This is a genomic window from Kribbella sp. NBC_00889, assembly GCF_045207705.1.
Classification (GTDB): Bacteria; Actinomycetota; Actinomycetes; order Propionibacteriales; family Kribbellaceae; genus Kribbella.
Genome location: NZ_CP108783.1, coordinates 6,114,882 through 6,140,870 on the forward strand (window position 1 = coordinate 6,114,882; position 25,989 = coordinate 6,140,870).

Annotated in this window: 26 protein-coding genes; 11 read left to right on the top strand and 15 right to left on the bottom strand. The window is 69.6% G+C overall.

From position 1 onward, the window contains the following. Nucleotides 1-6: 6 nt before the first annotated feature. Complete coding sequence (locus tag OG817_RS29880) at nt 7-1,179, bottom strand: 5-(carboxyamino)imidazole ribonucleotide synthase (RefSeq protein ID WP_406047879.1); 1,173 nt, start codon at nt 1,177-1,179, stop codon at nt 7-9. A 142-nt stretch (nt 1,180-1,321) separates the two neighbouring features. On the opposite strand from OG817_RS29880, the gene OG817_RS29885 reads away from it, so the two are divergent. Both OG817_RS29885 and OG817_RS29890 read left to right on the top strand, forming a co-directional pair. Next, nucleotides 1,322-1,876, top strand: a complete 555-nt coding sequence (locus OG817_RS29885) for a GtrA family protein (protein WP_406047880.1) — start codon at nt 1,322-1,324, stop codon at nt 1,874-1,876. 52 nt (nt 1,877-1,928) lie between these two features. After that, nucleotides 1,929-3,140: a GNAT family N-acetyltransferase gene (locus OG817_RS29890; RefSeq protein WP_406047882.1), complete on the top strand. Its 1,212-nt coding sequence runs from the start codon at nt 1,929-1,931 to the stop codon at nt 3,138-3,140. Between the two features lie 7 nt (nt 3,141-3,147). Here the strand turns inward: OG817_RS29890 and OG817_RS29895 are convergent, their stop codons facing one another. After that, a complete protein-coding gene (locus tag OG817_RS29895) occupies nt 3,148-3,771 on the bottom strand; it encodes a PH domain-containing protein (protein WP_406047884.1) in 624 nt (207 codons plus the stop codon). A 143-nt stretch (nt 3,772-3,914) separates the two neighbouring features. On the opposite strand from OG817_RS29895, the gene OG817_RS29900 reads away from it, so the two are divergent. The 3 genes from OG817_RS29900 (at nt 3,915) to OG817_RS29910 (ending at nt 6,792) form a co-directional block, all read left to right on the top strand. Continuing rightward, nucleotides 3,915-5,309, top strand: a complete 1,395-nt coding sequence (locus OG817_RS29900; protein WP_406047885.1) for an OFA family MFS transporter — start codon at nt 3,915-3,917, stop codon at nt 5,307-5,309. Nucleotides 5,310-5,464: 155 nt separating this feature from the next. Beyond that, nucleotides 5,465-6,376, top strand: a complete 912-nt coding sequence (locus OG817_RS29905) for a helix-turn-helix transcriptional regulator (protein WP_406047886.1) — start codon at nt 5,465-5,467, stop codon at nt 6,374-6,376. Next, nucleotides 6,376-6,792 (top strand): MOSC domain-containing protein, encoded by a 417-nt coding sequence (locus OG817_RS29910; protein WP_406047888.1) that lies wholly within the window; start codon nt 6,376-6,378, stop codon nt 6,790-6,792. Before OG817_RS29905 ends, OG817_RS29910 begins: the two co-directional genes overlap by 1 nt. Here the strand turns inward: OG817_RS29910 and OG817_RS29915 are convergent. The 3 genes from OG817_RS29915 to OG817_RS29925 form a co-directional block, all read right to left on the bottom strand. Next, nucleotides 6,778-7,584 carry a biotin--[acetyl-CoA-carboxylase] ligase gene (locus OG817_RS29915; protein ID WP_406047890.1) on the bottom strand — a complete coding sequence of 269 codons (807 nt, stop codon included), beginning with the start codon at nt 7,582-7,584 and terminating at the stop codon, nt 6,778-6,780. The two genes, OG817_RS29910 and OG817_RS29915, sit on opposite strands and share 15 nt — an antisense overlap. After that, nucleotides 7,584-10,223, bottom strand: coding sequence for a phosphoenolpyruvate carboxylase (locus OG817_RS29920; protein ID WP_406047891.1), 2,640 nt, complete (start codon nt 10,221-10,223; stop codon nt 7,584-7,586). Before OG817_RS29920 ends, OG817_RS29915 begins: the two co-directional genes overlap by 1 nt. A gap of 98 nt (nt 10,224-10,321) precedes the next feature. Then, nucleotides 10,322-10,948 (bottom strand): TetR/AcrR family transcriptional regulator, encoded by a 627-nt coding sequence (locus OG817_RS29925; protein ID WP_406047893.1) that lies wholly within the window; start codon nt 10,946-10,948, stop codon nt 10,322-10,324. Nucleotides 10,949-11,013: 65 nt separating this feature from the next. Between OG817_RS29925 and OG817_RS29930 the strand changes: the two genes are divergently transcribed. The 4 genes from OG817_RS29930 to OG817_RS29945 all read left to right on the top strand — a co-directional run bounded on the left by OG817_RS29930 (nt 11,014) and on the right by OG817_RS29945 (nt 13,814). Beyond that, nucleotides 11,014-11,496, top strand: a complete 483-nt coding sequence (locus tag OG817_RS29930) for an SCP2 sterol-binding domain-containing protein (RefSeq protein ID WP_396391897.1) — start codon at nt 11,014-11,016, stop codon at nt 11,494-11,496. Between the two features lie 75 nt (nt 11,497-11,571). After that, nucleotides 11,572-13,149 carry an acyl-CoA carboxylase subunit beta gene (locus OG817_RS29935; RefSeq protein WP_406047895.1) on the top strand — a complete coding sequence of 526 codons (1,578 nt, stop codon included), beginning with the start codon at nt 11,572-11,574 and terminating at the stop codon, nt 13,147-13,149. 73 nt (nt 13,150-13,222) lie between these two features. Continuing rightward, complete coding sequence (locus OG817_RS29940) at nt 13,223-13,444, top strand: acyl-CoA carboxylase subunit epsilon (RefSeq protein WP_406047896.1); 222 nt, start codon at nt 13,223-13,225, stop codon at nt 13,442-13,444. Nucleotides 13,445-13,454: 10 nt separating this feature from the next. Next, entirely contained in the window at nt 13,455-13,814 is a 360-nt protein-coding gene (locus OG817_RS29945) for a hypothetical protein (protein ID WP_406047898.1), read from the top strand. Here the strand turns inward: OG817_RS29945 and OG817_RS29950 are convergent. After that, entirely contained in the window at nt 13,811-15,031 is a 1,221-nt protein-coding gene (locus OG817_RS29950) for a Maf family nucleotide pyrophosphatase (RefSeq protein ID WP_406047899.1), read from the bottom strand. The genes OG817_RS29945 and OG817_RS29950 overlap by 4 nt on opposite strands. An 11-nt stretch (nt 15,032-15,042) precedes the next feature. Further along, nucleotides 15,043-16,734, bottom strand: a complete 1,692-nt coding sequence (locus OG817_RS29955) for a DUF885 domain-containing protein (RefSeq protein WP_406047900.1) — start codon at nt 16,732-16,734, stop codon at nt 15,043-15,045. Between the two features lie 96 nt (nt 16,735-16,830). Between OG817_RS29955 and OG817_RS29960 the strand changes: the two genes are divergently transcribed. Then, complete coding sequence (locus OG817_RS29960; protein ID WP_406047901.1) at nt 16,831-18,045, top strand: neutral zinc metallopeptidase; 1,215 nt, start codon at nt 16,831-16,833, stop codon at nt 18,043-18,045. Here OG817_RS29960 and OG817_RS29965 read toward each other — a convergent pair. After that, complete coding sequence (locus tag OG817_RS29965; protein ID WP_406047902.1) at nt 18,038-18,367, bottom strand: MmcQ/YjbR family DNA-binding protein; 330 nt, start codon at nt 18,365-18,367, stop codon at nt 18,038-18,040. The genes OG817_RS29960 and OG817_RS29965 overlap by 8 nt on opposite strands. Nucleotides 18,368-18,376: 9 nt before the next feature. Further along, nucleotides 18,377-19,804, bottom strand: a complete 1,428-nt coding sequence (locus OG817_RS29970; RefSeq protein ID WP_406047904.1) for an MFS transporter — start codon at nt 19,802-19,804, stop codon at nt 18,377-18,379. 82 nt (nt 19,805-19,886) lie between these two features. Here OG817_RS29970 and OG817_RS29975 point away from each other — a divergent pair, with 82 nt between their 5' ends. Next, nucleotides 19,887-20,435, top strand: coding sequence for a TetR/AcrR family transcriptional regulator (locus tag OG817_RS29975; protein ID WP_406047906.1), 549 nt, complete (start codon nt 19,887-19,889; stop codon nt 20,433-20,435). Here OG817_RS29975 and OG817_RS29980 read toward each other — a convergent pair whose 3' ends face one another. The 6 genes from OG817_RS29980 to OG817_RS30005 are packed head-to-tail and all read right to left on the bottom strand — an operon-like array spanning nt 20,436 to nt 25,893. Continuing rightward, a complete protein-coding gene (locus OG817_RS29980) occupies nt 20,436-20,984 on the bottom strand; it encodes a hypothetical protein (RefSeq protein WP_406047907.1) in 549 nt (182 codons plus the stop codon). Further along, the gene (locus OG817_RS29985; RefSeq protein WP_406047908.1) at nt 20,981-22,282 is read right to left on the bottom strand and encodes a DUF58 domain-containing protein; all 1,302 of its coding nucleotides are present in this window, start codon (nt 22,280-22,282) and stop codon (nt 20,981-20,983) included. Before OG817_RS29985 ends, OG817_RS29980 begins: the two co-directional genes overlap by 4 nt. 13 nt (nt 22,283-22,295) lie before the next feature. Next, nucleotides 22,296-23,312, bottom strand: a complete 1,017-nt coding sequence (locus tag OG817_RS29990; protein WP_406047909.1) for an AAA family ATPase — start codon at nt 23,310-23,312, stop codon at nt 22,296-22,298. A 6-nt stretch (nt 23,313-23,318) separates the two neighbouring features. Further along, nucleotides 23,319-23,924: a hypothetical protein gene (locus OG817_RS29995; protein ID WP_406047911.1), complete on the bottom strand. Its 606-nt coding sequence runs from the start codon at nt 23,922-23,924 to the stop codon at nt 23,319-23,321. After that, the gene (locus OG817_RS30000) at nt 23,921-24,664 is read right to left on the bottom strand and encodes a DUF4129 domain-containing protein (RefSeq protein ID WP_406047912.1); all 744 of its coding nucleotides are present in this window, start codon (nt 24,662-24,664) and stop codon (nt 23,921-23,923) included. The genes OG817_RS29995 and OG817_RS30000 overlap by 4 nt, the downstream gene beginning before the upstream one ends. Before the next feature lie 17 nt (nt 24,665-24,681). Next, nucleotides 24,682-25,893: a GNAT family N-acetyltransferase gene (locus OG817_RS30005; protein WP_406047913.1), complete on the bottom strand. Its 1,212-nt coding sequence runs from the start codon at nt 25,891-25,893 to the stop codon at nt 24,682-24,684. Nucleotides 25,894-25,989: the final 96 nt, after the last annotated feature.

Sequence of the window (25,989 nt, forward strand, 5' to 3'; positions counted from 1 at the left end):
AATCCCTTACTCGTCGATGGTTCCGGTCAGGTACGCCGCCGCGTGCCGGGCGCGCTCCCGGGTCTCCTCGAGGTCGTCGCCGTACGCCGTGACGTGGCCGACCTTGCGTCCGGGCTTCACCGACTTCCCGTAGAAGTGGACCTTCAACCCGGGGTCGCGAGCCATGCAGTGCAGTAGCCCACGGTGCATGTCCTGGACGTCGCCGCCGAGCACGTTGACCATCACCGTGTACGGCGCCCGTGCGGCGGGCGACCCGAGTGGCAGGTCCAGCACCGCGCGCAGGTGGTTCTCGAACTGGGAGGTGACCGCGCCGTCGATCGACCAGTGGCCGGTGTTGTGCGGGCGCATCGCCAACTCGTTCACCAGCAGCCGACCGTCGCGAGCTTCGAACATCTCGACCGCGAGGATCCCGACCACGCCGAGCTCGCCGGCGATCTTCAACGCGATCTGCTGCGCCTGTGCGGCCTGGTCCGGCGCCAGACCGGGAGCGGGTGCGGTGACCTCGACACAGATTCCGTTCTTCTGCACCGACTCGACGATCGGGTACGCAACCGCTTGACCGTGCGGCGAACGGGCGACGATCGCCGACAGTTCGCGGACGAAGTCCACCTTCTCCTCGGCCAGGATCGGTACGCCGCTGCCGAACGCGGCCGCCACCGCCTCGTCGTCCGGGCCGTCGACGAACCAGACGCCCTTGCCGTCATACCCGCCGCGGGTCGTCTTGAGGATGATCGGGAATCCGCCGACCCGCTTGGCGAAGTCGGCGACATCGGCCGACGTCTCGACCACCTGGTGGGCCGGCGACGGTGCGTCGAACGTGTCGAGTCGCCGGCGCATGACGGCCTTGTCCTGGGCGTGGACCAGAGCGTCCGGACCGGGGTGGACCTTGACCCCATCGGCCTCGAGTGTGTGCAGCAGATCGGTGGGCACGTGCTCGTGGTCGAACGTGACCACGTCACACTCCGCGGCGAACCGGCGTACCGTCTCGGGGTCCTTGTAGTCGCCGACAGGCGCGTCCGCGACCGCCTGGGCCGCCGACACCGTCGGGCCCTCGGCCAGCACCCGGAGCTGGATGCCGAGCGCGACCGCGGTCTCCTGCGTCATCCGGGCCAACTGTCCACCGCCGACCATGCCGACCACGGGCGTTCCGGCCGGGAGGTCCTTCCGCTCGAACTTCACAGGGCTGAGCCTAATGTCCATACAACACCCGCCCGCAGGCGGCCACCGCGGCGCGCGGGCGATTTCGGAACCGGGCCGTTCGCCGGGTACCGTGGGAAGCTGCCCTCCCGTCGCGGTGTGATCACAGAAGGTTCCGGAGACCTTGAAGCTCGTCACCAAGCTCTACGGCCAGGTCGAGCACCTGGTCCACGAAGTGGCCAAGTTCGGTCTTGTCGGTCTGCTCGGTCTGGTCGTCGATCTGCCGATCTACAACTGGCTGGTCTTCAACAACCCCTTGGTGCTCGCCGACTCCGGCGAGGGCATGCTGCACCACAAGCCGCTGACCGCGAAGCTGATCTCGACCACGGTGGCGACCGTCGCGACGTACTTCGGGAACCGGTACTGGACCTGGAAGCACCGTGAGCGCAGCGGGCTGCACCGCGAGTACGTGCTGTTCTTCGTGCTGAACGGGATCGGCCTGCTGATCGCGGCCGGCTGTCTGGCCTTCTCCCGCTACGTGCTCGACCTGCACAGCTGGCTGTCCGACAACATCGCCGCGAACTTCATCGGTCTCGGACTCGGCACCCTGTTCCGCTTCTGGTCGTACCGCAAGTTCGTCTTCCGCGAGGAGATCGACCTCGACGAGACCGAGCACACCCCGGACTCCCCCGCCGAGCTCGACCCGGAAACCACCGGCGACCTGCCTGCCGTTCGCTGACCTCCGCCGGAAGGCCGTTGGTTCCGTCGGCGGGTCGTGTGAGGATGCGGACGTGACCGACTTTGACGTGCGGCCGGCGGTGGCCGGGGAGTACGACGACGTGCAGGCCGTGTTCGGCGGGGCGATGATGTTCGATCCGTCGCCGGACGACTTGAGCCGGCGGCTGTTCGAGCCGGACCGCGCACTGGTCGCGACCGACGGGCCGGCCATCATCGGCACCACGAGAGCGCTGACCCGTGATCTGTCCGTGCCGGGTGCGGTGGTGCCCGCCGCGCACGTGACCGGGGTCGGGGTGCGGCCGACGCACCGCCGCCGGGGCGTCATGGCGGAGTTGATCATCCGCCAACTGCGCGAGGTGCCGGAAGCGATCGCGGTGCTGTGGGCCAGCGAGCCGGGCATCTACGGACGGTTCGGGTACGGCGCTGCCGCCTGGGGTACGTCGTACGAGATCGACTTGCGCCGGGTCGGGCCGCCGGATGTCCGGATCCGTCCCGGCGAGATCACCGAACTGGCCGCGGACGAGGCAATCAAGGAGCTGGCGCCGATCCTGCGGAGTCTGCAGGAACGGCGACCCGGTGTGTCCGGCCGGTCGGAGCTCCGGTGGGAGGGGCACCTCCAGGACAAGAAGGACGATCGCGACGGCCGGACGGCCCGCCAGATCCTGGTCCATCGCGACGAGACCGGCACCATCGACGGGTACGCGCTGTGGCGCGGCAAGCTCGAGTGGGGCCACACGGGTCCGGCCAACCAGGTGATGCTGGAGGAGCTGGTCGCGCTCACGCCGGCGGCGTACAAGGCACTGTGGCATTACGTGCTGACGCTCGATCTGGCCGCCACGCTCGGGTACGGGTACGCCGCCATGGACGAGCCACTGCAGCAACTGGTCGTCACTCCGACCGCGCTGAACCGGCGGGTGAACGAATCGCTCTGGGTTCGGGTGACGGACGTCGTCCGTGCCCTTGGGCAACGCCGGTACGCCGTCCCCGTGGACCTGGTGCTCGACGTGACCGACGAGCTGATGCCGGCGAACACCGGACGCTTCCGGCTCACCGCGGACGGCCCGAAGGTGCGGTGCGAGCGGACCGAGGACCCCGCCGACCTGAGCCTGTCGGTGACCGAGCTCGGCGCGGCGTACCTCGGTGGTCGTCCGCTCGCCGAATTCGCCGCGACCGGCCGGGTCACCGAGCACACTCCGGGCACACTCGACTCCGCGACCGCCGCGTTCGCGTGGCCGGTCCTCCCGGCCAGCCTGGAGATCTTCTGAACAGCGCCTAACGCTCGCCGTCGTCGGAGCTGAACAGCGTCTCGCCGTCGTCCGACTTCGACCGCTGCTCCTCCTGCTGCGGCCGGCGGCGCATGTGCTCCGGCGGATCCTCCTCGGACAGGATGCCGTCGCCCGGCCGGCCCTCAGGCCCACCGAAGAGCAGGTCGGACATCTGCAGGTGGACGTGCTCGACATGCGGTACGTCGGGCAGGACCACCTGGCCGCGCTCGCCCGCGGACTCGATGTGCAGGGTGCCGCAGCCGAGGATCCGGTCGACCAGACCGTGCTCGTAGGAGACGTCGTTGATCCGCATCAGCGGGATGTCCCGGCCGGTCCGGGTCAGGATGCCGTGCCGGGTGATCAGCCGCCGGTTCGTGACCGTGTACGTCGAGAAGAACCAGTTCAGGAAGGGCTTCAGCGCGAACGCCACCAGGATCACCACGCCGACCGCGAGGATCGCAATCCGGCCCGGCGTCTGCAGCGACCCCGACGGCACGATCGCGGCCAGGAAGCCGCCTGCGCCCGCCACCACCAGCAGCAGGAACACCGGGAAGATCAGCGCCTTCCAGTGCGTCCGGGTGCTGACGACGACGTACTCGTCCTCACCCAACAACTTCGCCGAGATCGCCATGCCCCCAGTGTCACAGTTCCCGGGTCCGGTTGTCCCGCCCCGACACGTTCGGTGAGAAAAGTGGTTTAACACTTCACAAAATGCATACAGTCAGCCAAGATGCGCGAGGGGTAACCACTGGGGGGCCGAGAGAAGGAGCCGTGATGGGCATCTTGTCGGTACTCGACCGGGAGCACACCGTCGCACCACCGGGATACAGCCGCTGGCTGATCCCGCCGGCTGCACTGGCGGTCCACCTGTGTATCGGCCAGGCGTACGCGACCAGCGTGTACAAGACGTCGATGGTCAAACACTTCGACACCAGCCAGACCGCGGTCGGTGTGGTGTTCAGCATCGCGATCGTGATGCTGGGCCTGTCCGCCGCCATCGGCGGCACCTGGGTGGAGCGCAACGGCCCACGCAAGGCGATGTTCGTCGCCGCCTGCTTCTGGGCCTGCGGGTTCCTGGTCGGTGCCCTCGGCATCGGCACCGGGCAGCTCTGGCTGGTCTACCTCGGGTACGGCTTCATCGGCGGCATCGGCCTCGGGATCGGGTACATCTCGCCGGTGTCCACGCTGATCAAGTGGTTCCCGGACCGCCCGGGCCTGGCGACCGGGCTGGCAATCATGGGATTCGGCGGCGGCGCGCTGGTCGCGAGCCCGTTGTCGCGTCAGTTGCTGAGCCTGTACGACTCGGGCTACGACCCGGACGTCAGTACGTCGGTCGCCGGTGGCGGCGCGCTGGTCGGGCTGTTCCTCACCCTCGGCATCGTCTACTTCGCGATCATGATGTTCGGCGTCTTCAACATCCGGGTGCCGGCCGAAGGCTGGGTCCCGGATGGCTTCGACCCGGCGACGGTCAAGCAGAAGACCATGGTGACCACAGCGAACGTGTCCGCCGCGAACGCGATCAAGACCCCGCAGTTCTGGCTGCTCTGGGTGGTCCTGTTCTGCAACGTCACCGCGGGCATCGGCATCCTCGAGCAGGCCAGCCCGATGATCCAGGACTTCTTCCGCGGGGACGACGGCAAGTCGAGCGTCGCGGTCGCGGCGGCGGCCGGCTTCGTCGGGCTGCTGTCGATCTTCAACATGGCCGGCCGGTTCGGCTGGTCGACCACGTCGGACGTGATCGGCCGCAAGCCCATCTACATGATGTATCTGGGCGTCGGCATCATCGCCTACTTCCTGCTCGCCACCGTCGGGCACAACAGCACGGTGATCTTCGTCCTGCTGGCCGCGGTGATCATCTCGTTCTACGGCGGTGGTTTCGCGACCGTTCCGGCGTACCTGCGGGATCTCTTCGGCACCTACCAGGTGGGCGCGATCCACGGCCGGCTGCTGACCGCGTGGTCGGCGGCGGGCATCGCCGGGCCGCTGATCATCAACGGCTTCCTGGACCGGGAGGGCAAGCCCGGCACGCTGACGGCCGCGGCGTACCGGCCGGCGCTGTTCACGATGGTCGGCGTACTGGCCGTCGGGTTCGTCGCCAACCTGCTGATCCGGGCGGTCGCCGACAAGTTCCACGAAAGCTCCGAGACGACCGTGGAGGCCTCACGATGAACCAGACCCCACGCCTGGTGGTCTCCTGGCTGCTGGTCGCCGTGCTGCTCGGGTACGGCGTGATCGAGACCCTGATCACCGCAGTCAAGATCTTCACCAGCTGAAACAGCGAAAACGATCAAGTACTACGACGCAGGCGGCGGCACGATGGTGGCATGAGCACCGACGTGTTCGCCGCCTTCGTCGACGTACTGGCCGAAGCGCTGGACGACCCTGAGCCTAAGGCCTCCGACCTGGCTGCCCGGGTGCGGCTGTCTCGGTCGCATCTCGACCGGGTGGTCGCGACCGCGGCGGGCGAGCGGCCGGGCGCGTTCCGGCGGCGGATCCTGCTGGAGCGGGCGGCGTACCGGCTGCTGACCGGGCCGGGGCACATCCTCGACGTCGCGGTCGAGGCCGGGTACGGATCCCACGAGGCGTTCACCCGTGCCTTCAGCCGGGCGTACGGCGTACCACCCGCGGCCTGGCGTGGCCGCCCGGACCGGATCCGGATCGACGCGCCGAGTGGCATCCATTTCCATCCGCCGAACGGCCTGCGCGTGCCGGCCAGGGACAAGGTGAGCTCCATGGATCTTCTCCGCACCATCGTCGACCACCACGTCTGGCTCCTGGGCAAGATGCTCGACGAAGCCGGGTCGCTGACCGACGAGCAGCTCGATACCAGGATCGAGATCTCGGTCGAGGGCATCGACAACGATCCGACTCTTCGCTCACTGCTGTCCCGGCTGATCGGCCAGCTCGGCATGTGGCATGCGGCGCTGGCCGGGCAGGAGTACGACTTCTCCGTCGAGCAGGGCGAGAGCGTGCAGAGCATGCGCCGCCGCCTCGACGAGGTCGGGCCGGCGTTCGCGGCCGAGATCGGCGAACTCTGCGCACAGGACCGCCTGGACGAACTGATCGTGTGTCCGGGCGAGAACGTCGAGGTCTACACAGCCGGCGCGATGATCGCCCACGTCATCACGTTCGCGTCGTACCGCCGTACCCTCGTCGCCGGCGCCCTCCACGACGCCGGGCGGGACGACTTCGACGGCGGCGACCCCATCCGCTGGATCACCACCCAGTCACGCTGATGTCCGCGCGGCTCCTGGCGGTCAACGTCGTCCACGAACTCATCCGCGGCCCGACCCGCTGGACGGCGATCGACAAGCGCCCGGTCAGCGGAGCGGTCGCCGTCACCGAACTCGGGCTGGCCGGGGACGAGCAGTGCGACACCAGGTACCACGGCGGCCCGGACAAGGCCCTCTACGCGTACGCCGAGGAGGACGCCGACTGGTGGTCCGCCGAACTGGATCGCGAGATCCCACCAGGCCTGTTCGGCGAGAACCTGACCACCCACGGCCTCGACATCACCGCCGCCCTGACCGGCCGGGTCGGCGCCTACCTCAAGGTGCTCTCGACCGGCCCGGTGCAGGCCGGCAATCGGATCGTCGTTGTCCACCGCCCCAGTCAGGGACGGACCATCGGCGAGATCTCAACCCGCTCGTAGATGGGTGACGTCGCCGGCGGCCAGGGGGCGGGGGCCTTCGGGGGTGTCGATGATGAGGCGGCCGTCGGCGGCGAGGTCTCGGGCGGTGCCTTCGAGGTAGGTGCCGTCTGGGAGTTCGACGCGGACTGACTGGCCCAGGGTGGCGGAGAGCTCGTGGTACTCCGGGAGGATCGTGTCCGGGTCGCCGTCCGCGGCGACCCACGCCTGGTAGCGCGTGGATAGCTCGCGCAGTACGGCGGCCAGGACGGTGGCGCGATCGATGGTCGCTGCGCCCTCCAGTGCAAGGGATGTCGCGGCTGGATGAGGCTTCTCGGCCTCGCGCAGCGTCACGTTGAGGCCGATGCCGACCACAGCGGCCGGACCCTCGACCCGCTCGAGCAGGATGCCCGCAAGCTTCCGGTCCTCGACCAGTACGTCGTTCGGCCACTTCACCAACGCCGGGACCTCGCCAACCCGTCGTACGGCGGCAGCCACGGCCAACGGCACGAGCAGACCCAGCCAAGGCCAGCGCGCAGGGCTCACACCCGTCGGACGCAGCAGAGCCGACATCAGAACCGCGGACCGAGCCGGAGTGGTCCACGTGCGCCCCAGCCGCCCGCGACCGGACGACTGGTGCTCGGCAGCGACCACCAGCCCCTCAGGAGCCCCAGCACTCGCAGCCGCCGCGACAACAGCGTTCGTCGACTCCGTCTCGTCCAGTACGTCGATCTGCGTCCAGAACGAGCCAGGTCGCACCAGCCGCCCGGTCAGAAAGCGTGCATTGAGAGGCGGACGTTGCAGGTCGCTGAACATCAGCCGGTGTTCTGCAGGCCGGCGGCGACGCCCGAGACGGTCAGCAACAGCAGCCGCCTGGTGCGGACGATCTGGTCCTCGTCGAGGGAGTCATCGGTCCGCAGCGTCCGGAGCGCGCGCAACTGCAGATAGCTGAGCGCATCGACGTACGGGTTCCGCAGCTCGACCGCACGGCCCAGCACGCGACGCCCGGCCAGCAGACGGTCCTGGTCGAGCACTCGCAGTACCCACTCTGTGGTCAGCTCGTGCTCGTCCAGCATCAGCTGGGTCAGATCGGGCCGGTCGCCCAGCTCCAGGTACCGCCCGAGGATGCGCCGGTCGGTCTTCGCCAGCGACATCTCCGCGTTCTCCAGCATCACCTGGAACAGCGGCCAGTTCTGGTTCGCGTCCCGCAGTACGGCGACGTCGCCGACGGCCGACAGCGCGGACCCGAGGCCGTACCAGCCCGGTGCGTTCACGCGCGCCTGCGACCAGGCGAACACCCACGGGATCGCCCGCAGGTCCTCCAGCGACGACACCGCCACGCCGCGACGGGCCGGACGCGACCCGAGGGGCAGCTGACCGAGCTCCTCCAGCGGAGTCACCCGGCCGAACCAGTCCGCGAAGCCCTCCGCCTTCACCAGCCGGTGGTACGTCGTACGCGCCGCCTCGTCGAGCGTCTTCTCCATCACCGCGAACCGGTCCGCGGCCACGGCCGCCCGCTCCTCGACAGCAGGCGTGGACGCCAGCAGCGTCGCCGCGGTCACCTGCTCGATGTGCCGCTGCGCGATCGGAGCGTTGCCGTAGCGAGCCGGGATCGCCTCACCCTGCTCGGTGAGCTTGAACCGGCCGGCCACCGATCCAGGAGCCTGCGCCAGTACGGCGCGGTTCGCCGGACCGCCGCCACGGCCGAGTGCACCACCACGACCGTGGAACAGCGTCAGCCGGATCGCGTTGCGCTGCGCCCACGCGGTGATGCGCGCCTGAGCGTCGTACAGGGCCAGCGTCGCCGACACCGGTCCGACGTCCTTGGCGGAGTCGGAGTACCCGAGCATGACCTCGAAGCGCCGGTCGTTGGCGGTGAGCCGGTGCCGGACCCGGGTGAGCTGGATCGCGTTGTCCAGCACCTCCACCGAGTTCTGCAGGTCCTCTCCGGTCTCGAACAGCGGTACGACGTCCAGCTCGATCGGGCGACCGTCCATCGCGGCGTCCGCGAGCTCGTAGACCGCCGCGAGGTCACCGGCGTTCCGGGTGAACGACACGACGTACCGGCGGCAGGCCTCGGGGCCGAAGCGCTGCTGGATCTGACCGATCACCCGCAGCGTCGCCAGCACCTCCTCGGTCTGGTCGGACAGCTCGCCGCCACCCAGCACCTCTTCCAGGGCCTTGGTGTGGACCGACGAGTGCTGACGGACCTCCAGCTCGGCCAGGTGGAAGCCGAACGACGTCACCTGCCAGATGAGCTGCTGCAGCTCGCCGTACGCCTGCCGTGGGGCGCCTGCGGTGACCAGCGAGTCCTGCAGCACCTTGAGCTCGTGCTGGAAGTCGGACGCCCGCGGGTAGCCGAAGTCCGCGTCGCGAGCGCGGGTCGCAGCCAGTCGGCGCGCGGCGAGAAGCAGGAGCTGCCGGTGAGGCTCGGCAGGCGAGCGGGTCTCGATGTCCGCGATCAGATCGGGGTTGACCGCCCGGGCGTCCTCCAGGATGCGGCGCACGGGAGCGGACGGCGGCGTGGTCGCGGCGTCGAGCGTCAGGGCCCGGCCGAGCTCGTCCGTGGCCTGTTCGAGCGCCCGCAGGACGTGGTCGGCCTGGATGTGCATCGCCTCGCGGGTGATCGCGGCAGTGACGTTCGGGTTGCCGTCCCGGTCGCCGCCGATCCACGAACCGAGCCGGACGAACGGCGCCACCACCGGTGGCCTGGTCCCGGCCGAGTCACCGGCCAGCGCGTCGTCGAGGCGGCGGTACACATTGCCCACCACATCGAACAGCGTCTCCTCGAACACCGCCATCGCGGACCGCACCTCATCCAGCGGCGACGGCCGGCTGGTGCGCAGTTGCGACGTACGCCAGAGGATGTCGACCTGCTCGATCAGGCGACGCCGGTTCTCGGCCAGTTCGCTGTCGCCGGCCCGCGGGTCGCTCCGTTCCTCCAGCAACGACGAGATGCGCCGGATCGTCGCCAGTACGGCGCGGCGGCGGGCCTCGGTCGGGTGGGCGGTCAGCACCGGGCGGAACTCCAACCCGTTCAGCAGTGCGCGGGCCTGCTGCTCGCCGCTGTCGCGGGAGATCTGCTCGACCGCCTGGGCCAGCTCGGACACCGCCGGCGCGTCCCCCGCGCGGTCGCGCTCGCGCAGAACGCGGGCTCGGTGCAGCTCCTCGCTGAGGTTGGTCAAGTGGAAGTAGCAGGTGAAGGCCCGGGCCACGTCCTCGGCCCGCTCGTGCGGCCAGGAGGCCACCAGCTGCTCGGCCGCGGCACCGTCGCCGCCGATGGAGAGTTCGCGCAGCTTCTCCACGTCGTCGAGCAGCGGCTGTCCGGCGTACTCGACGAGAACACGTCCGAGCAGTTCGCCGAGCAGCCGTACGTCGGCACGGAGCTCCTCGGGGACTTCGAAACGTGCGCGGGTACGGGTGCGCGCGGTTGCCTGACTACCGGTCTCTGTCACGTTCGCCCACCCTATCGGCGGGGGCACATCAGCGCCGCTCAGTCCAACAGCTGGAAGCCGATCGTGACCGACTGCTCAGCTACTTCACAGTAAGCGGATCAGACGTTACCGAAGCCGCCACCGACGACCTGGGAGACGACCTTGGCCAGCTCGGGCGGGGTCCGATCGGTGCCGTCGACCACGAGCATCCGGGCGCAGGCCTCGGTCATCGAGGCGAGCAGCTCGGCCAGCACCGGCAGGTTCGCATCCGGGTCGGTGACGCCTGGCAACGACTTGAGCAGGGTCAGACGCAGGCCCTCGACCAGGAACGCCCGGGCGGCGCGGACTCGCTCCGACACCGCCGGGGCGGCGCCGTACTGGGCTCCGAAGACGATCCGCCAGGACTGCGGGTTCTTCGCGGCGGTGGTGAGGAATGCGGTCAGGCCGTCGCGCACCTGCTCCTCGGGGGTGCCGATGCTCGGATCGGCCGGCAGCGCGCTGACGATCGAGGTGACCAGATGCTGCTCCTCGCGGGCGAGCAGGGCCAGCAGCAGTTCGTCGCGGTTGGCGAAGCAGTCGTAGACGACCGGCTTGGTCACGCCGGCGGCGTCCGCGACCGACTGCATCGTCGTCCCGGCGTAGCCGTTCGCGGAGAACACCTCGAGTGCCGCGTCCAGGAGCATCGGGCGCCGCCGCTCCGGGCCCAGATGGGCCGCCCGGCGGCGTTTTTCCGTGTCCTCCACCACTTGACAAACCTACCAGCTCGTAGGAAATTCCTACAGTCCGGTAGGAACTGCCGCGGGGGTGGTCGATGGCCGAGCGAGGCAGTGCCGGCTGGCTCGAGTCCGAGGGCCTCACCGCCCTGGACGCGTGTGAGCTGGCCCGGCTGGTCGACCGGACCTCGGAGCGGGAGCTTCGGCATCGGCTCATCGGGGGTGTGCGAGAGGTCGCGTTGCGCGAGATCTTTCGCCGGATGCCGGAGTATCTCCGCCCCGCCCGGGCCGCCGGGTTCGATGCGATCGTCGCCTGGCAGATCACGGGGGCCGGCGGGGACGGTCGTCCCGACGGCGTGGACGAGTACTGGATCCGGGTCAGCGACGGCCGCTGCCGGCTGCTGTCCGAGCCACCCGAGGCCACCGACATCTCGATCCGGACCGACCCGGCCACCCTGCTGCGGGTTGTCACCGGCAACGAAGACCCCGTCCTCGCCGTGCTCAAGCAACGTCTGTCCGTCCGCGGTGACCTGGCGCTGGCGGCCCGGCTGACCAAGATCTTCGCCGTCGGCCCGGCCTGAGTACGGCGTACCCCCGGCAGCGCTGCGGCCGACGTCACAGCACGTCACAGCGCGCTGCCGTTAGGCTGCCCAATTATGGGAGAGACCGTGAACATCCACACCACCGCCGGGAAGCTCGCGGACCTCGAGCACCGGCTCGACGAGGCGGTGCACGCCGGGTCGGAGCGCGCGGTGGAGAAGCAGCACGCCCGCGGGAAGAAGACCGCCCGGGAGCGGATCGCGCTGCTGCTGGACGAGGGCTCCTTCTCCGAGCTGGACGAGTTCGCCCGGCACCGCTCGACCTCCTTCGGCCTGGACGGCAACCGCCCGTACGGCGACGGCGTGGTGACCGGGTTCGGCACCATCGACGGCCGGCAGGTGTGCGTGTTCGCGCAGGACTTCACCGTCTTCGGCGGCAGCCTCGGCGAGGTCTTCGGCGAGAAGATCGTCAAGGTGATGGACCTGGCGATGAAGATCGGCTGCCCGCTGATCGGCATCAACGACTCCGGCGGCGCCCGGATCCAGGAGGGCGTGGTCAGCCTCGGCCTGTACGGCGAGATCTTCCGCCGCAACGTCCGTGCCTCCGGTGTGATCCCGCAGATCTCGCTGATCATGGGCCCGTGCGCGGGCGGCGCGGTCTACTCCCCCGCGGTCACCGACTTCACCGTGATGGTGGACGAATCGTCGTACATGTTCATCACCGGGCCGGACGTGATCAAGACCGTCACCGGTGAGGACGTCAGCCAGGAGGAGCTCGGCGGCGCCCGGACCCACAACACCAAGTCCGGCAACGCGCACTACCTCGGCAGCGACGAGGAGGACGCGATCGAGTGGGTGAAGGCGCTCGTCGGCCACCTGCCGCAGAACAACCTCGAGGACCCGCCGGTGTACGACGCGCCTGCCGACCTCGAGGTGACCGAGACCGACCTGGCGCTGGACACGCTGATCCCGGACTCGCCGAACCAGCCGTACGACATGCACACCGCGATCGAGGCGGTGGTCGACGACGGTGACTTCCTCGAGGTGCAGACGCTCTTCGCGCCGAACATGATCGTCGGGTTCGGCCGGGTCGAGGGCCGCCCGGTCGGCGTGGTCGCGAACCAGCCGATGCAGTTGGCCGGCACGCTCGACATCGACGCGTCCGAGAAGGCGGCCCGGTTCGTCCGCACCTGCGACGCGTTCAACCTGCCGATCCTGACCTTCGTCGACGTGCCCGGCTTCCTGCCCGGCACCGACCAGGAGTGGAACGGCATCATCCGCCGCGGCGCGAAGCTGATCTACGCGTACGCCGAGGCGACCGTGCCGATGATCACCGTGATCACCCGCAAGGCCTACGGCGGCGCGTACGACGTGATGGGCTCGAAGCACCTGGGCGCGGACATGAACATCGCCTGGCCGACCGCCCAGATCGCCGTGATGGGCGCGCAGGGCGCGGTGAACATCCTGTACCGCCGCGAGCTGGCCGGCTCCGACGATGCCGAGTCCCGCCGGCAGCAACTGATCACGGAGTACGAGGACCACCTGGCCAACCCGTACATCGCGGCCGAACGCGGCTACATCGACTCGGTCATCAAGCCGAGCGAGACCCGCGCCGAGATCATCCGCGCCCTGCGCCTGCTGCGCACGAAGCGCGACACGCTGCCGCCCAAGAAGCATGGGAACATCCCACTGTGAACGAGCGGAGCGAGTTCACCATCAAGCGCAGTGAGCCTTGCTCACCGGCGCCCGCAGCGAAGCGAGGACGACGATGAGCAGCGAGCCGATCCTGCAGGTCGTCAAGGGTGATCCGACGCCCGAGGAGCTCGCCGCCGTGGTCGCCGTCGTCACGGCCCGCTTGTCGGCGGCCGCCGTGCCGGCTGACCCGGACCGGGCGTCGGGCCGCGCGTCGGACTGGGCGACGTACTGGCGGCACGCCCGCCGTCCGCTGCACCCCGGCCCGGGTCGTTGGCGCGCGTCCGCTCATCCGTGACACTGAGGGCATGGCCAGATACGAGGTCAACCCTGAAGCCGTCGAGTACGCACGGAAGCTGATCGACGGGCGGCAGTACGTGCTGGACAGTGACTGGGGCGAGGTCCAGCCTCGGGCGGACGATCAGAACGCCTTCCTGGACAAGCACAGCTGGGACGAGTACGCCGCCTGGCACCTCGGGCTGACCGACGGTGCGGGCGACGAGACCAAGGCGCGGTACGCCTTCGTCATGGGCGACTTCCGGCGTATCCATCGGACCGGGCTGATCGCCTGCGTCTACCGAGCCTCCGAATGGCGCCACAAGGTAGTCGAACTGGCCGCCCACGACCTACTCCAAGAACTCGACGCAAAATCCGGCCTGACCGCTTAGGTACGTCGGAAGCGGACCAGGGGGTAGATGGGGGTCTGGTCGGTGTTGCGGGGTGGGCCGGGGAAGGTGGTGGCGCCGTCCAGGGTGAGGCCGTAGTGGGCTGCTCGGGCGACGAGGTGGGTGATGGCGTCCTGGCCGCGGGTGTCGTTGAGACCTCGGCCGTCGGCGTAGCGGCCGGCGTCGGACTTGTCGGTCGTGGTGACGAAGACACCGTCCGGGCGCAGGACTCGCGCTACCTCGGCCAGTACGGCGTCGCTGTCCTCCAGCAGATGCACGAACCAGACGGCGACCACCGCGTCACACCGTCGGTCGGCGATCGGAAGCTTGGCGGCGTCGGCCGCGGCAACATGCCCAGGCAACCGGACCCGCGCCCGCCGAAGCATCGCGCTCGACAGGTCGACGCCGTGCACCAAGTTGCCCAGAGCAACAAGCTCCGCGCCCACGATCCCAGTACCTACAGCCAGTTCCAGCACTCTCCCGCCCTCCGGCAGGAGCGAGTGGACGGCGAGGGCTGCCGCCTTGGCGCGTTCGACGCCGCCGCGGGTGTCGTCGTAGCGGGCTGCTTCGGGTTCGTCGTAGGCGAAGGGGGTGGTGGATCGCCAGAGGGCCGGCCAGGGGATGCCCACCTCGGCGAGCATGCGGCGGAGCAACGGGAGGGAGACACCGACAACGTTGTGGTAGTCGCCGTGGATGCCGGTGACGAACGGGCCGCCGAGACCGTCGACGGTGAACGACCCCGCGACCACCAGCGGTTCACCGGTGGCGACGTACGCGTCGATCTCGTCGTCGGTCAGGTCGGCGAAGAACACCTCGGTCGACTCCAGCTCCCGCAGTTCCTGCTTGGAGTTCGTGTCGATCAGGCAGTGCCCGGTGTGCAGTACGCCGCTCCGCCCGCGCATCAATCGCAGTCGTTCCCGCGCGACGTCCGGCGTACCGGGCTTGCCGTAGGCGACACCGTCCAGCTCCAGTACCGAGTCGCACCCGAGCACTGTCGCGTGCTCGGTCAGGCTTGCCACGACCGCTCGTGCCTTCAGGGTCGCCAGCAGCCGGGCCAGCTCACCCGGGCTCTCCGCGGTGATGTTGTCCTCGTCGACCCCGGAGACGATCACCTCCGGCTCGACCCCGGCACCACGCAATGTCTTCAGCCGCGCCGGCGACGCCGACGCGAGCACGAACCGCACGTCCACAGCCGAGTCGTTCACAGCTGCGTCGCTCACAGCTGGGTCGCTCACAGCTTGGCGAGGGCCCGGCGCAGCGGGTCCAGTCCGATCGAGCCCAGGTTCAGCGCGTCGGAGTGGAACGCCCGCAGGTCGAACGCGGCACCCTTACGCTGCTTGGCCTCCTCCCGCGCCTGCAGCCAGATCCGCTCGCCCACCTTGTACGACGGCGCCTGTCCCGGCCAGCCGAGGTAGCGGTTCAACTCGGCCCGCAGGAACTCGCTCTCCATCCGGCAGTGCGCCCGGAGGAACTCGAACCCGAGCTCGGCGTTCCACCGCTCGCCCGGCCGCCAGCCGAACGGGTTGTCGCGCGGGATCTCCAGCTCCAGGTGCATGCCGATGTCAACGATCACGCGAGCCGCGCGGAAGCCCTGCGCGTCCAGCATCCCGAAGCGGGCACCCGGGTCCTCCAGGTAACCCAGCTCCTCCATCAGGCGTTCGGCGTACAGGGCCCAGCCTTCACCGTGACCCGAGACCCAGCAGTCGAGCCGCTGCCACCGGTTGAGCAGGTCGGTGCGCAGCATGGTCTGCGCGCACTGGAGGTGATGCCCGGGCACGCCCTCGTGGTAGACCGTGGTGACCTCGCGCCAGGTCGCGAAGTCCTCGATGCCGCTCGGCACCGCCCACCACATCCGGCCCGGCCGGGTGGTCAGGTCCTCGCTCGGCTGCGTGTAGTAGATCGAGCCGTCCGAGGTCGGCGCGATCATGCACTCGAGCGTGCGGATCTTGTCCGGGATGTCGAAGTGAGTCGCGCCCAGCTCGGCCACGGCCGCGTCGGACATCTCCTGCATCCAGTCGCGGAACGCTTCCTTGCCGTGGATCTTGCGGCCCGGGTCGTTGTCCAGCACCGCCGCCGCAGCCTCGATGCCGCGGTCGCCGCCGTTCAGGCCGGCCGCGATCGCCTGCATGTCCGCCTCGATCCGGGCGAGTTCCTCCCAGCCCCAGGCGTACGTCTCCTCGAAGTCGATCGCGGCGCCGAGGAAGCTGCGCGAGGCAAGCTCGTACACCTCCCGGCCGCAGGCGTCGCGCTGCGGTGCACGCGGCGCGATCTCCGCGGTCAGCCAGGCCCCGAACTGCTCGTACGCCTTCCGCGCCGAGGCGGCCGCGGCGTCGACCTGCGACTTGACCGCGCCATCGGGTGCCTGCGCGGCCAGCCCGGCGAAGAAGTCGTCGCCTTCGGCACCGGTCCAGCTGGCGATCCGGGCGGCCAGGTCGTTCACCTGACGCAGCGCCGACACCCGTCCGAGCCCGGCCTGCTCCAGCAACGTCTCGCGGTACCCGTCGAGCGCCGTACCGACCTGGTTGAGCCGGATCGCGACGGTCTCCCAGTCCTGCTCGGTCGCGGTCGGCATCAGGTCGAACACCGAGCGGATCTCGGACGGGACCGAGGCGATCGCGTTCAGCTGGTGCTGCGGGACGCCGGCCTGGTACCGCTCCAGCTCCAGCCCGAGTCGCTCGAGGAACGCGTCCTTGGCGACCTCCTCGCGCGGGCTGCTGGTCGCGGTGGCCCCGGCCTCGACGACGGTCCGCTGCGTCAGCTCGGTCAGCGCCTCGAAACCGGACGGCGTGTAGTCCGGCAACTCGTGGTCGTGACCGGTGATGCCCAGGTAGGTCGCGGAGATCGGCTGCAGGACGACGTACTGCTCCAGGTACCGCTCGGAGAGCTGGTCGATCGGGCTGTCCGGTGTGGTGGCTTCGCTCACCTGGCCGACCCTACCCGCAGCTGAGCTCGGAGCTGACCTGATATTCCCGGTACTGTGGCGACCGCTATCCATGGCTCTCCAGCGAAAGGAACGGGGTTGAGCCAGACACCGTTCGGCGGGCCACCTGGCCAGAATACGCCGTACCAGCAGCAGCCCGGCCCACCGCCGCTGCCAGGACCTTACGGACCGCCACCCGGCCAGTACGGCGGGCAGCCGCAGTACGGGCCACCTCAGTACGCACAGCCCCAGTACGGGCAGCCGCAGTACGGGCAGCCGCAGTACGGGCAGCTCTACCCGCCGGTGCACGTGGCGCCGCAGCAGGGATTCGGATGGGGACCCAACGTCGGACCGCCGCCGCGGAAGAAGTCCAAGGGCCCGGCGTTCCTGGTGCTGAGCCTGGTGGTGCTGGCCGTCGCCGGCGCGTGGATCTTCGGCACGATCAAGAAGAACGCCGACAACAGCTACACGCCTCCGGTGAGCTCCGGCCGCCACACGCCCGCGCCGACCGGCCCGACGTCCGAGCCGACCGAGCAGCCCACCGAGGAACCGACGTCGAGTACGACGACGCAGCCGAACGGACAGTCCGACGCGACGATCGTTGCCAAGAACAAGCTGTACACGGTCGGCCAGATGGCGCCCGTGAGCTGCAAGGAGCCGAGCGTCCGGCCGAACACCGCCCGCAACGCGGCGGCGTACTGGGCCGCGATCAAGCCGTGCCTGGACAAGTCCTGGGCGCCGCTGGTGGCCGAGGCGGGCTACACGTTCCGGGCTCCGCAGATGGTCTACTGGTCCGGCACGAGCGTGTCGAACCCGTGCTCCGGCGGCGCGGTCAACGTGCCGTTCTACTGCTCGGCGAACCACATGATGTACATGAAGGTCGATGTCTTCGTGAAGGCGTACAACGAGTACTCCGATCCGGAGGCGAAGGCCTACGCGCGGATGTGGTACACCCGGTCGATCGCCCACGAGTACGGCCACAGCGTCCAGAACGAGACCGGGATCCTGCAGGCCGCCAGCCGGATGCGGTACGACGCTCCGGACACCGCGAGCCAGATGCGGATGACGCGCCGGATGGAGCTGCAGGCGAACTGTTTCGCCGGAGTCTTCCTGGCCGTGAACAAGCGCAGCTACCCGATCAACGGCCTGATGCTCAGCGTCTGGAACAAGTACGTCGTCACCGCGGGCGACCCGCCGGAGCAGGGCGACCACGGCAGCAAGGCCAGCCAGGCGCGCTTCATGGGCAGGTCGTTCCGCACCGGCAACCCGGCCACCTGCAACACGTTCTCGGCCTCGGCGGCCAACGTCAGCTGACGGTCAACCCGGGCGGCGCGACCTGTCGCCAGGAGTCGATCAGGATGTCGTGCAGTTCGCCGGCGTCCTCGAGTGCGTCGAGGCGGGCCCGAACCCAGTTCGAACCCGCCTCGTGCGGCGGAACCCAGAACTTCCCGGGTTCCGCCGCGATCAGCTCTTCCCGCTCCAGCCGGGGACACCGGACCGCGAACGAGGTCTCGTCGTCCGGCACCGTCACGAACATCCGCCCCGCGACGTCGAACGTCGGGTGCCCCCATCGCTGCTTCTCCACCGTCTCCGGGAAGGACAGCGCAATCCGTCGTACGTCGTCAGCGTCCAGCACGCAGACACTTTAAGCGGAGCGCTTGCGGCCCGGTAGCAGGAGCGCGACGACCGCTCCGACTGCGACGACCGCGGCTCCGGTCCAGACTGCCGGGACCAGTCCGTCGGCGTACCGGGCCGGCGACTCGTAAGAGCCGGCCGATGCGAAGACCGAGGCCAGTACGGCCACGCCCATCGCGACACCGACCTCACGAATGGTGTTGTTCGTCCCGGAAGCCACACCGCGGTCGGCATCGGACGCGCTCGCCATCACGACGCTCGCGGACGGTGCGAAGGTCAGTCCCATCCCAACACCGGCCAGGATGAACGGCAGCACCATCTCGCTGTACTGCGTCGACGCAGTGGTGATCAGAGCGAGCCAGCCGAGCGCAACCGCCAGGAACACCTGCCCCGACGCGATCAATGTGCGTGCTCCGACCCGGTCCACGATCAGACCGGCGATCGGCGCGACGACCATCGGCGCCATCGTCCACGGCATCGTTCGTACGCCGGACTCCAGTGGGCTGTAGCCCTGCACGACCTGGAAGAACTGCGCCAGCAGGAACACCGACCCGAACACGCCGACCGAGAACGTGAACGACGTGATGTTGATGACGCTGAACGCCCGTACCGAGAACAACCGCAGCGGCAGCATCGGCGACGTGGTCCGCCGCTCCCATCCGACGAACGCGGCCAGCAACGCCACACCGGCGATCAGCGAGCCCAGCACACCGACAGAGGTCCAGCCGTCGTCAGCACCGTGCACAACGCCCCAGACGATGGCGAGTACGCCGGCAGCGGCCAGGACCAAGCCGAGCAGGTCGAGCCGCTTCGCCGTACCCCTGGACTCGGTCAGGACGCGCGCGGCCAGCACCACTGCGACCACGCCGACCGGCACATTCAGCCAGAAGATCCACTGCCAGTTCAGACCGTCGACGACGGCTCCACCGACGACCGGACCGACTGCGACGCCCAGTCCGGAGATGCCACCCCAGATGCCGATCGCAGCACTCCGCAACCGCTCCGGTACGGCGCCTGCCAGCAGCGTGAGCGACAGCGGCATCACCGCGGCCGCGCCGACACCCTGAATCGAACGGGCACCGATCAGCATCCACGGCTCGGTGGCCAGCGCACAGGCCGCCGAGGCGACCGTGAAGAGGGCGATCCCGGCGAGGAAGATCCGCCGGCGCCCGAGGCGGTCGCCGATCGCGGCGGCCGTCAGCAGCAACGCCGCGAAGGACAGAGTGTAGGCGTTCACGAACCACTGCAGGTCGGACAGCGACGCGCCGAGTTCCGCCTTGATCACGGGCAGCGCGTTCGTCACGACCAGGTTGTCCAGCGTGACCATGAAGGTCGGGATCCCCACCGCGGCGAGTACGGCGCCCAGCCCGGCGCGGCGAGCCCGCTGCGCGGGAGGTTCCAGCGTGGATCCCAGCTCATCGAGAGCGGTCGACGTCATCTCGGTCTCCTAGTTGTAATTCACTGATAACAACTAAAGTATGCATTGACTGATAACATGTCAACCAGCCGAGAGGAGAACCATGACGACGAAGGTGCGACTGACTGCGGCTGAGCGGGGTGTGGAGGTGCTGGAGGCGGCTGTGCAGGCGTTCGGCGCGTCCGGGTACGAGGGCACCAAGACGGACGAGATCGCCCGGCTGGCCGGCGTCTCGCAGCCCTACGTGATCCGTCTGTTCGGCACCAAGCAGCAGCTGTTCCTGGCCGCCGTCCAGTCGGTCTGTGACCGGATCGAGCAGATCTTCCGCGAGGCAGCCGAGGAATCACCCGAGCTGCGCACCCTCGGGCACAACTACGAACGGCTCCTGGCTGAGCCCGAGCTGCTCCTCGTCCTGCTGCACGGCTTCTCGGCCAGCCGCGACCCGGCCATCGGCGACGCTGTCCGCGAGCGCTTCGGCCGCATCTACAGCCTCGTCCGCGAGCTCACCGGCGCGTCACCGACCGAGGCCCGCGAGTTCCTTGCCACCGGCATGCTGCTGACGGTCATGTCGGCCATGCAGGTGATCGGTCCCGACGCGGCGAGCCTGCCCTGGGCCGAGGAGCTCACGTCGACCCTGGGCGACGCGAAGTAGTCAGTCCCGCCCGAGCTTCTCCCCGGAGGCGAACCAGATCGCCACCGTCGACAGCACCAGCGCACCCACGGTCACCACCAACGACCCACGCACGTCCGCCCCACGCACTACCGCGACCGCCACCGCAACCACCGGCCCGATCAGCACGGCGATTGCCCCCGGCAACAACCAGCGCCGGAGCGAATCCCGGTGCACCCGCGCGTACGACGGGATCTGCGCGGTGAACGCGGTGGCCAGATGCACCACCAGCAAGGCGATTCCGGTCACGACCAGGCCCCAGTTCACCTCGCTCGGCGCACGGAAGACCCAACCGAGGGCGACCACGATGATGAAGACGAGCCCGGCCAGCGAGTCCGGCAGGATGACGGTTGCCACCAGCATCGGAATCGCGATCAGCGGGATCAGGTCCAGCTGATCCCACGGCTGCAGCCAGGAGATCAGCAGCGCGACGCCGCCCGCGACAGCGATCGCCAACCGGGCGAGGAATGCCGCCTCCCCGGCCGCCCGCAGCTGCACCAGCCACAGGCTGATCCTCTCGGCGGCGGTCACGACCGCATCCTCGGCGCCGCCGCGAGTCGCGAGGCATCCCGCAGTACTTCGTCCAGCGTTCCCGCACCGTGCCACGGCACCGTCGGTACGCCGAGGTCGCCCAGCCTGTCGAGCTCGCGCCGGCGCTCCAGCAACCGCAGTCGCCAGGCCAGCGGCCACGTCCGCGCATCGTGCTCCTCGAGGTCGATCACCGAGGCGACGTCCGGTGGCAGCGTGTCCACAGCGATCACTGTGCATCCCGAGTGCACCAACGTCACGACGTACCCGAGCACTGTCTGCCGGAGCAGCGGGCTGAGCACAAGCACGAGGCTGTCGGACCTGATCCGGTGCCGCCGGGCCAACTGCTGCTCGTCCTGCTGGCGGCCCTGGCGGTCGGCGTGGGTCAGCGCGTCCAGGATCCGGCGTAGGTGACCGCGACCGCTGCCGGACCTGACGCCGCGGACCGTGTTCCCGGTGTCGATCAACCGGACCCGGTCGCCGTGCCGCAGGTAGTGCTCGGCGATCGAAGCCGCGGCACGGACTCCGGTGTCCAGGCTGCTGGACCGCCCGTCGATCCCTTCGCTGACGCCGATCTCGCCACCGGTGTCGAGCAGGATCACGACCTCGGTGTCGCGGTCTGACCAGGTCGACGTCACGTGCAGCTCGCGGGTCCGCGCCGAGACCGACCAGTTGATCCGCCGGAGCCGATCACCGGTGCGGAACGGACGGACGCCCGCCAATTCAGTTCCTTCACCCGGCCGCCGCGACCGGTGCAGCCCGACGAGGCCGGCCGGACGTGGCATGGCGTCGACCGCTTCGAACCCCTCGCGCAACGGCAACGTGGTCACGGACATCGCGCGGGCGGACACCACCGGGACGCGGTACGCACCCAGCACGGACGTCGCGACGACCGTCGGCCGCTCCAGTGCACGGATCCCCCACCGCTTGGACCGCAGCCCGACCTCGAGGGTCACGGTGCCCTCGGACACCGGCTCTGCGATCGCGGCCTGCGCCGGGTCGTACTGGAACCACTGCGACCGCGGCAGCGCGGCAACGATCAAGTCGATGTCCGGATCGATCGTCCCGGCCACCTCCAGCCGGTACGTCGTCGCCTGGCCTTCGAACAGCACGTCCGTGTCGAGCTCAGTGCGCACCTCGGGGCGCTCCCGCGGACGGAAGTACCGGCCCCAGACCGCGACGAACGCCAGCGGTAAACCCAGCACGGCCGCATCCGGCCGTCGTGCCAGCACTGCGAGCACCAGCAACACCGCAGCCACGCTGACCGCGCGGATCTGCGCGTGCGTTGGCTTCCATCTCATCGGAGCGCTCCGATCACTGCGACGCGCTCTGGGACGCGCCCTGAGATGCGTCCCGGGGCCCGCCGACCACGGTGGGCGGGGTCGCGACCGAGCCCAGCACCGTGCGGACCACCGTCGCGCCGGTCACCTCGTGCAGCCAGAGCTCCGGACGAACCGTGATCCGGTGCGCAAGCGCCGGCACCGCGACCGCCTTCACATCCTCCGGTACGACGTAGTCGCGGCCCTGGATCACGGCGTACGACCGAGCCGTCAGCAGCAGCGCGAGAGAGCCACGCGGCGAGGCACCGATGAGGACCTGGGAGTCGCGCCGGGTGGCAGCGGCCAGGTCGACGCAGTACTGCCCGACGGTGTCGTCAACGGTGACGGTCTCGATCGCACGCTGCGCAGCGTGCAGTCCGACCGCGTCGGTGACCGCCTCGACGGTCTGGTCCTCCGTACGGCGGCTCATCCGGCGCCGCAGTACCTCCCACTCCTCCGCGGCGCTCGGGTAGCCGAAGCCGATCCGCAGCATGAAGCGGTCGAGCTGTGCCTCGGGCAGCGGGTAGGTGCCTTCGTACTCGACCGGGTTCGCTGTCGCGAGGACGTGGAACGGGGTGGGCAGCGGGAAGGTCTGGCCCTCGACGGTGACCTGGTGTTCCTGCATCGACTCCAGCAGCGCGGCCTGCGTCTTCGGCGGGGTCCGGTTGATCTCGTCGGCGAGCAGCAACCCGGTGAAGATCGGGCCGGGCCGGAAGACGAACTCGGACTCCTTCTGGTCGTACACGAAGGCACCGGTGACGTCCGACGGCAGCAGGTCCGGGGTGAACTGGACCCGCCGGAACTCCAGCCCGAGCGCCTGCGCGAACGACCGCGCCGCCAGCGTCTTGGCGAGCCCCGGGTAGTCCTCCAGCAGGACGTGCCCACCGGCCAGGATGCCCGCGAGCACGAGCTCGAGCGCCTCGGCCTTGCCGACCACTGCCTGGCTCACCCGGTCCAGAACCTGGCGGCTCAGGTCGGACACCTCACCGAGCTTCAGCTCGCGATCAGTCACAGTTCCTCACAGGTTCTCGATGGTCTGGATCGCGTCCTCGATCTCGTCGAGGGACGCGGTGCGCTTGTCGTCTGCCGTGACCAGGGCCCACAGCCGTTCGCCGGTGATCGCGCGGGCGCGGTCTGGCTCCCGTGCGGGGTCGACGCCGTGCCGGTGCACCAGCCGGTCGGTCGTCAGCTCGAGCAGCAGCGGCCGGATGCGGCGGGCGAACGTCTGCGATCCCTCGCCGGCCCGGCGTTCGCGGCTCGACTCCTGCAGCCAGGTCGCGACGAATTGGGTCCTGTTGTCCGTGCTCCGGGTCCGCAGCGCGGCCAGCTTCTCGTCCTGCCGCGCCGGCCAGTTGGTCTCCAGCAGCTGCGGTGCGATCAGCCGCAGCGCCAGCGATCCGAAGCCGATGGCCAGCGCCATCGCCACGAACCACAGCGGCCGCGGCGCCATCCCGGCCGCACCGAACGCACCGATCAGCAGCAGACTCGCCAGCACGGTGAACCCGACGTGCTGCACCAGCGCCTTGTCCAGCCGCATCGACTGAAGACGCCGTTTCTGCCCGCCACCTTGGTCAATGGTCCGCGGCGCACTCTCGTCCAAGGGAGTCCAGCGGTACGACGTCATCCGGGCACCACCTCGCCCGTCTGCTTCGCGGCCCGCGCGGATCGAACGGCGGCCAGCTCGTCACGCAGGCGCAGCAACGCCGCCCGCGCTTCGGCCCTGGCATCTTCGGTCGACCCGTGCGTCGAGTAGCGGGCCTCGCGGTACAGCTCACCAAGTCGGTTCAGCTGTGGCTCCGAGATGCCGCCGACGCCCAGCACCCGGACAGTGAACTCGGCCGGTGTCTCCGACTGGTCCCGCGCCAATCCCGCGGACGCGGCCGCTTCCTCCAGTGCGACCCAGCAAGCGATCACCGCATCGGTCGCCGTCCCGGTGTCGATGCGCGCGAGGCCGGTGTCGACCGCCTCGGCCAGCCGGTCGGCCTTCATCCGCTCCCAGTCCGCGTCCGCGGTCTCGGCCTGCGGCAGCTCGACCTTGCGGAGGATCCGGTAGAGCAACCGGCCGAGGAGGAGTACGACGGTCGCGATCACCAGGTAGATCAGCGCCTGCCACAAGGCCTTCAGCCAGTCGGGCATCGGCCGGTTGCCCCGGTCCTTGCGCTCCGGCGGGAGCGCCGGAGCGGGCGTCTCCTCCGGCGCGCTGGGGGTCAGCGTCGGCAACGGCCGGGGCGAGGATCGCAGCGTGCTCTCGCTGATCGGTCGCACCGAACCACCGGCCGAGGCGAGCACCACGAATCCGGCCGCGGTGACCCCCAGGATCAGCACGACAGCCAGCGTCCACGCGCCCCGACGGTGGGTGTGCATCCAGGAAGGCTAACCGATCAGAAGCCCGTATCGAGCCACGGAAGCCGGCTCGTGGAAAACGCTTGCGCCGCGGCCTGGAGCGCACCGGCCGTGTGCTCCTGCGCCAGTCCGGCCGCACCGAGCCGGACGAACGACGGCTTGCCGAGGTAGACCGAGGCCAGATCGCGTACGTCGACGGTGAGATCGGCCGGCCGGGCCGTCGACTCGCAGGTCGCCCCGGCCGGACCACCGGCGAGGTGCCACTTGCCGGCGTTCCACGGAAGGAACCCGTCGGTCACCTCGAGGACGACGTCGATGTCGCGGGCGTACGTCCGGGCCGCAAGCGCAGGGGCGAGATCGACGAACCGCAGCCAGAGACCGTCGCGGGTGATCGGCGACGGCGCCCGCTGGTCGACCAGCAGGTCCAGCAGCGGGTCGTCCGACGGCAGTGCCTCGTACCGCGTCTCGCTCAGCAGGTCGGGCTCCAGCAGGTAGCGCCAGAGCGCCGCATGCGACGCGAGGTCCACGGCATGCACGCGCCGTACCTCGACGAACCCCTTGTCGGCGCGCTTGGTCCGGTAGTGCGCGAACCCGGTCAGCTCACCGTCCCGCTCGGCCAGCACGCAGCGCAGCGCGGAGGCGTTGGACGGGTCGACCATCACGTTGTCGCTGACAACGATCTCCTGCCACCGGTCGTTGTGCTCGAACATGCCGACCCGCTCGGTCGCCAGCTTGTTGCGCAGCGCCGCGGTCTCGGCCAGCGTCTCGCGCACGCCGACGTACCTGATCCGTACGTCGTCGATACCGGCGACCGGCCGCAGTTCGCGAGCGGGCTTCGGTACGACGATCTCCTGGTGGTCGCTGGCGAGGCCGTAGCCGAACCGGCCGTAGATCACCGCTTCGCTCGCGGTCAGCCCGGCGAGCGGCTCGGTCCCGGCCTCGTGGATCTCGTTCAGCTGGGCCCGCATCAGGTCGCGCAGGATGCCACGCCGGCGGTGGGTCGCGCGGACCCCGACCATGGTCACCCCGGCCATCGGCACCTGCGCGCCCGGCACAGTCATCCGGTGTGAGAACGCCGCGGTGTGGCCGACCAGTTGCTTCTCGTCGATCGCGACGATGCTGCGGTCCGGTTCCCAGACCTGCCGCTCCGCCTCGAGTTGCGCCTCACTCCACGGCGCCGAGAACGCCACGTCAATGAGCTCCAGGAGCTCGCCCCACTCACCCTCGAACCGCCCGATCTCGATCGCCATGCCCAACACCTACCAGACCCCGAGAACCACCGGCCCCGCCTTGTGCCCGCGAAAACGCGGCAGGGCTGGGAATTTCCCGTGGTGACGGGAAAGCCG

Coding starts and splice junctions, on each gene's coding strand:
- OG817_RS29900 (WP_406047885.1), top strand. CDS start 3,915: ATGGGCATCTTGTCGGTACTCGACCGGGAGCACACCGTCGCACCACCG.
- OG817_RS29905 (WP_406047886.1), top strand. CDS start 5,465: ATGAGCACCGACGTGTTCGCCGCCTTCGTCGACGTACTGGCCGAAGCG.
- OG817_RS29975 (WP_406047906.1), top strand. CDS start 19,887: ATGACGACGAAGGTGCGACTGACTGCGGCTGAGCGGGGTGTGGAGGTG.
- OG817_RS29915 (WP_406047890.1), bottom strand. CDS start 7,584: ATGTTCAGCGACCTGCAACGTCCGCCTCTCAATGCACGCTTTCTGACC.
- OG817_RS29895 (WP_406047884.1), bottom strand. CDS start 3,771: ATGGCGATCTCGGCGAAGTTGTTGGGTGAGGACGAGTACGTCGTCGTC.
- OG817_RS29935 (WP_406047895.1), top strand. CDS start 11,572: ATGGGAGAGACCGTGAACATCCACACCACCGCCGGGAAGCTCGCGGAC.
- OG817_RS29970 (WP_406047904.1), bottom strand. CDS start 19,804: ATGACGTCGACCGCTCTCGATGAGCTGGGATCCACGCTGGAACCTCCC.
- OG817_RS29910 (WP_406047888.1), top strand. CDS start 6,376: ATGTCCGCGCGGCTCCTGGCGGTCAACGTCGTCCACGAACTCATCCGC.
- OG817_RS29985 (WP_406047908.1), bottom strand. CDS start 22,282: ATGAGATGGAAGCCAACGCACGCGCAGATCCGCGCGGTCAGCGTGGCT.
- OG817_RS30005 (WP_406047913.1), bottom strand. CDS start 25,893: ATGGCGATCGAGATCGGGCGGTTCGAGGGTGAGTGGGGCGAGCTCCTG.
- OG817_RS29945 (WP_406047898.1), top strand. CDS start 13,455: ATGGCCAGATACGAGGTCAACCCTGAAGCCGTCGAGTACGCACGGAAG.
- OG817_RS29930 (WP_396391897.1), top strand. CDS start 11,014: ATGGCCGAGCGAGGCAGTGCCGGCTGGCTCGAGTCCGAGGGCCTCACC.
- OG817_RS30000 (WP_406047912.1), bottom strand. CDS start 24,664: ATGCACACCCACCGTCGGGGCGCGTGGACGCTGGCTGTCGTGCTGATC.
- OG817_RS29995 (WP_406047911.1), bottom strand. CDS start 23,924: ATGACGTCGTACCGCTGGACTCCCTTGGACGAGAGTGCGCCGCGGACC.
- OG817_RS29940 (WP_406047896.1), top strand. CDS start 13,223: ATGAGCAGCGAGCCGATCCTGCAGGTCGTCAAGGGTGATCCGACGCCC.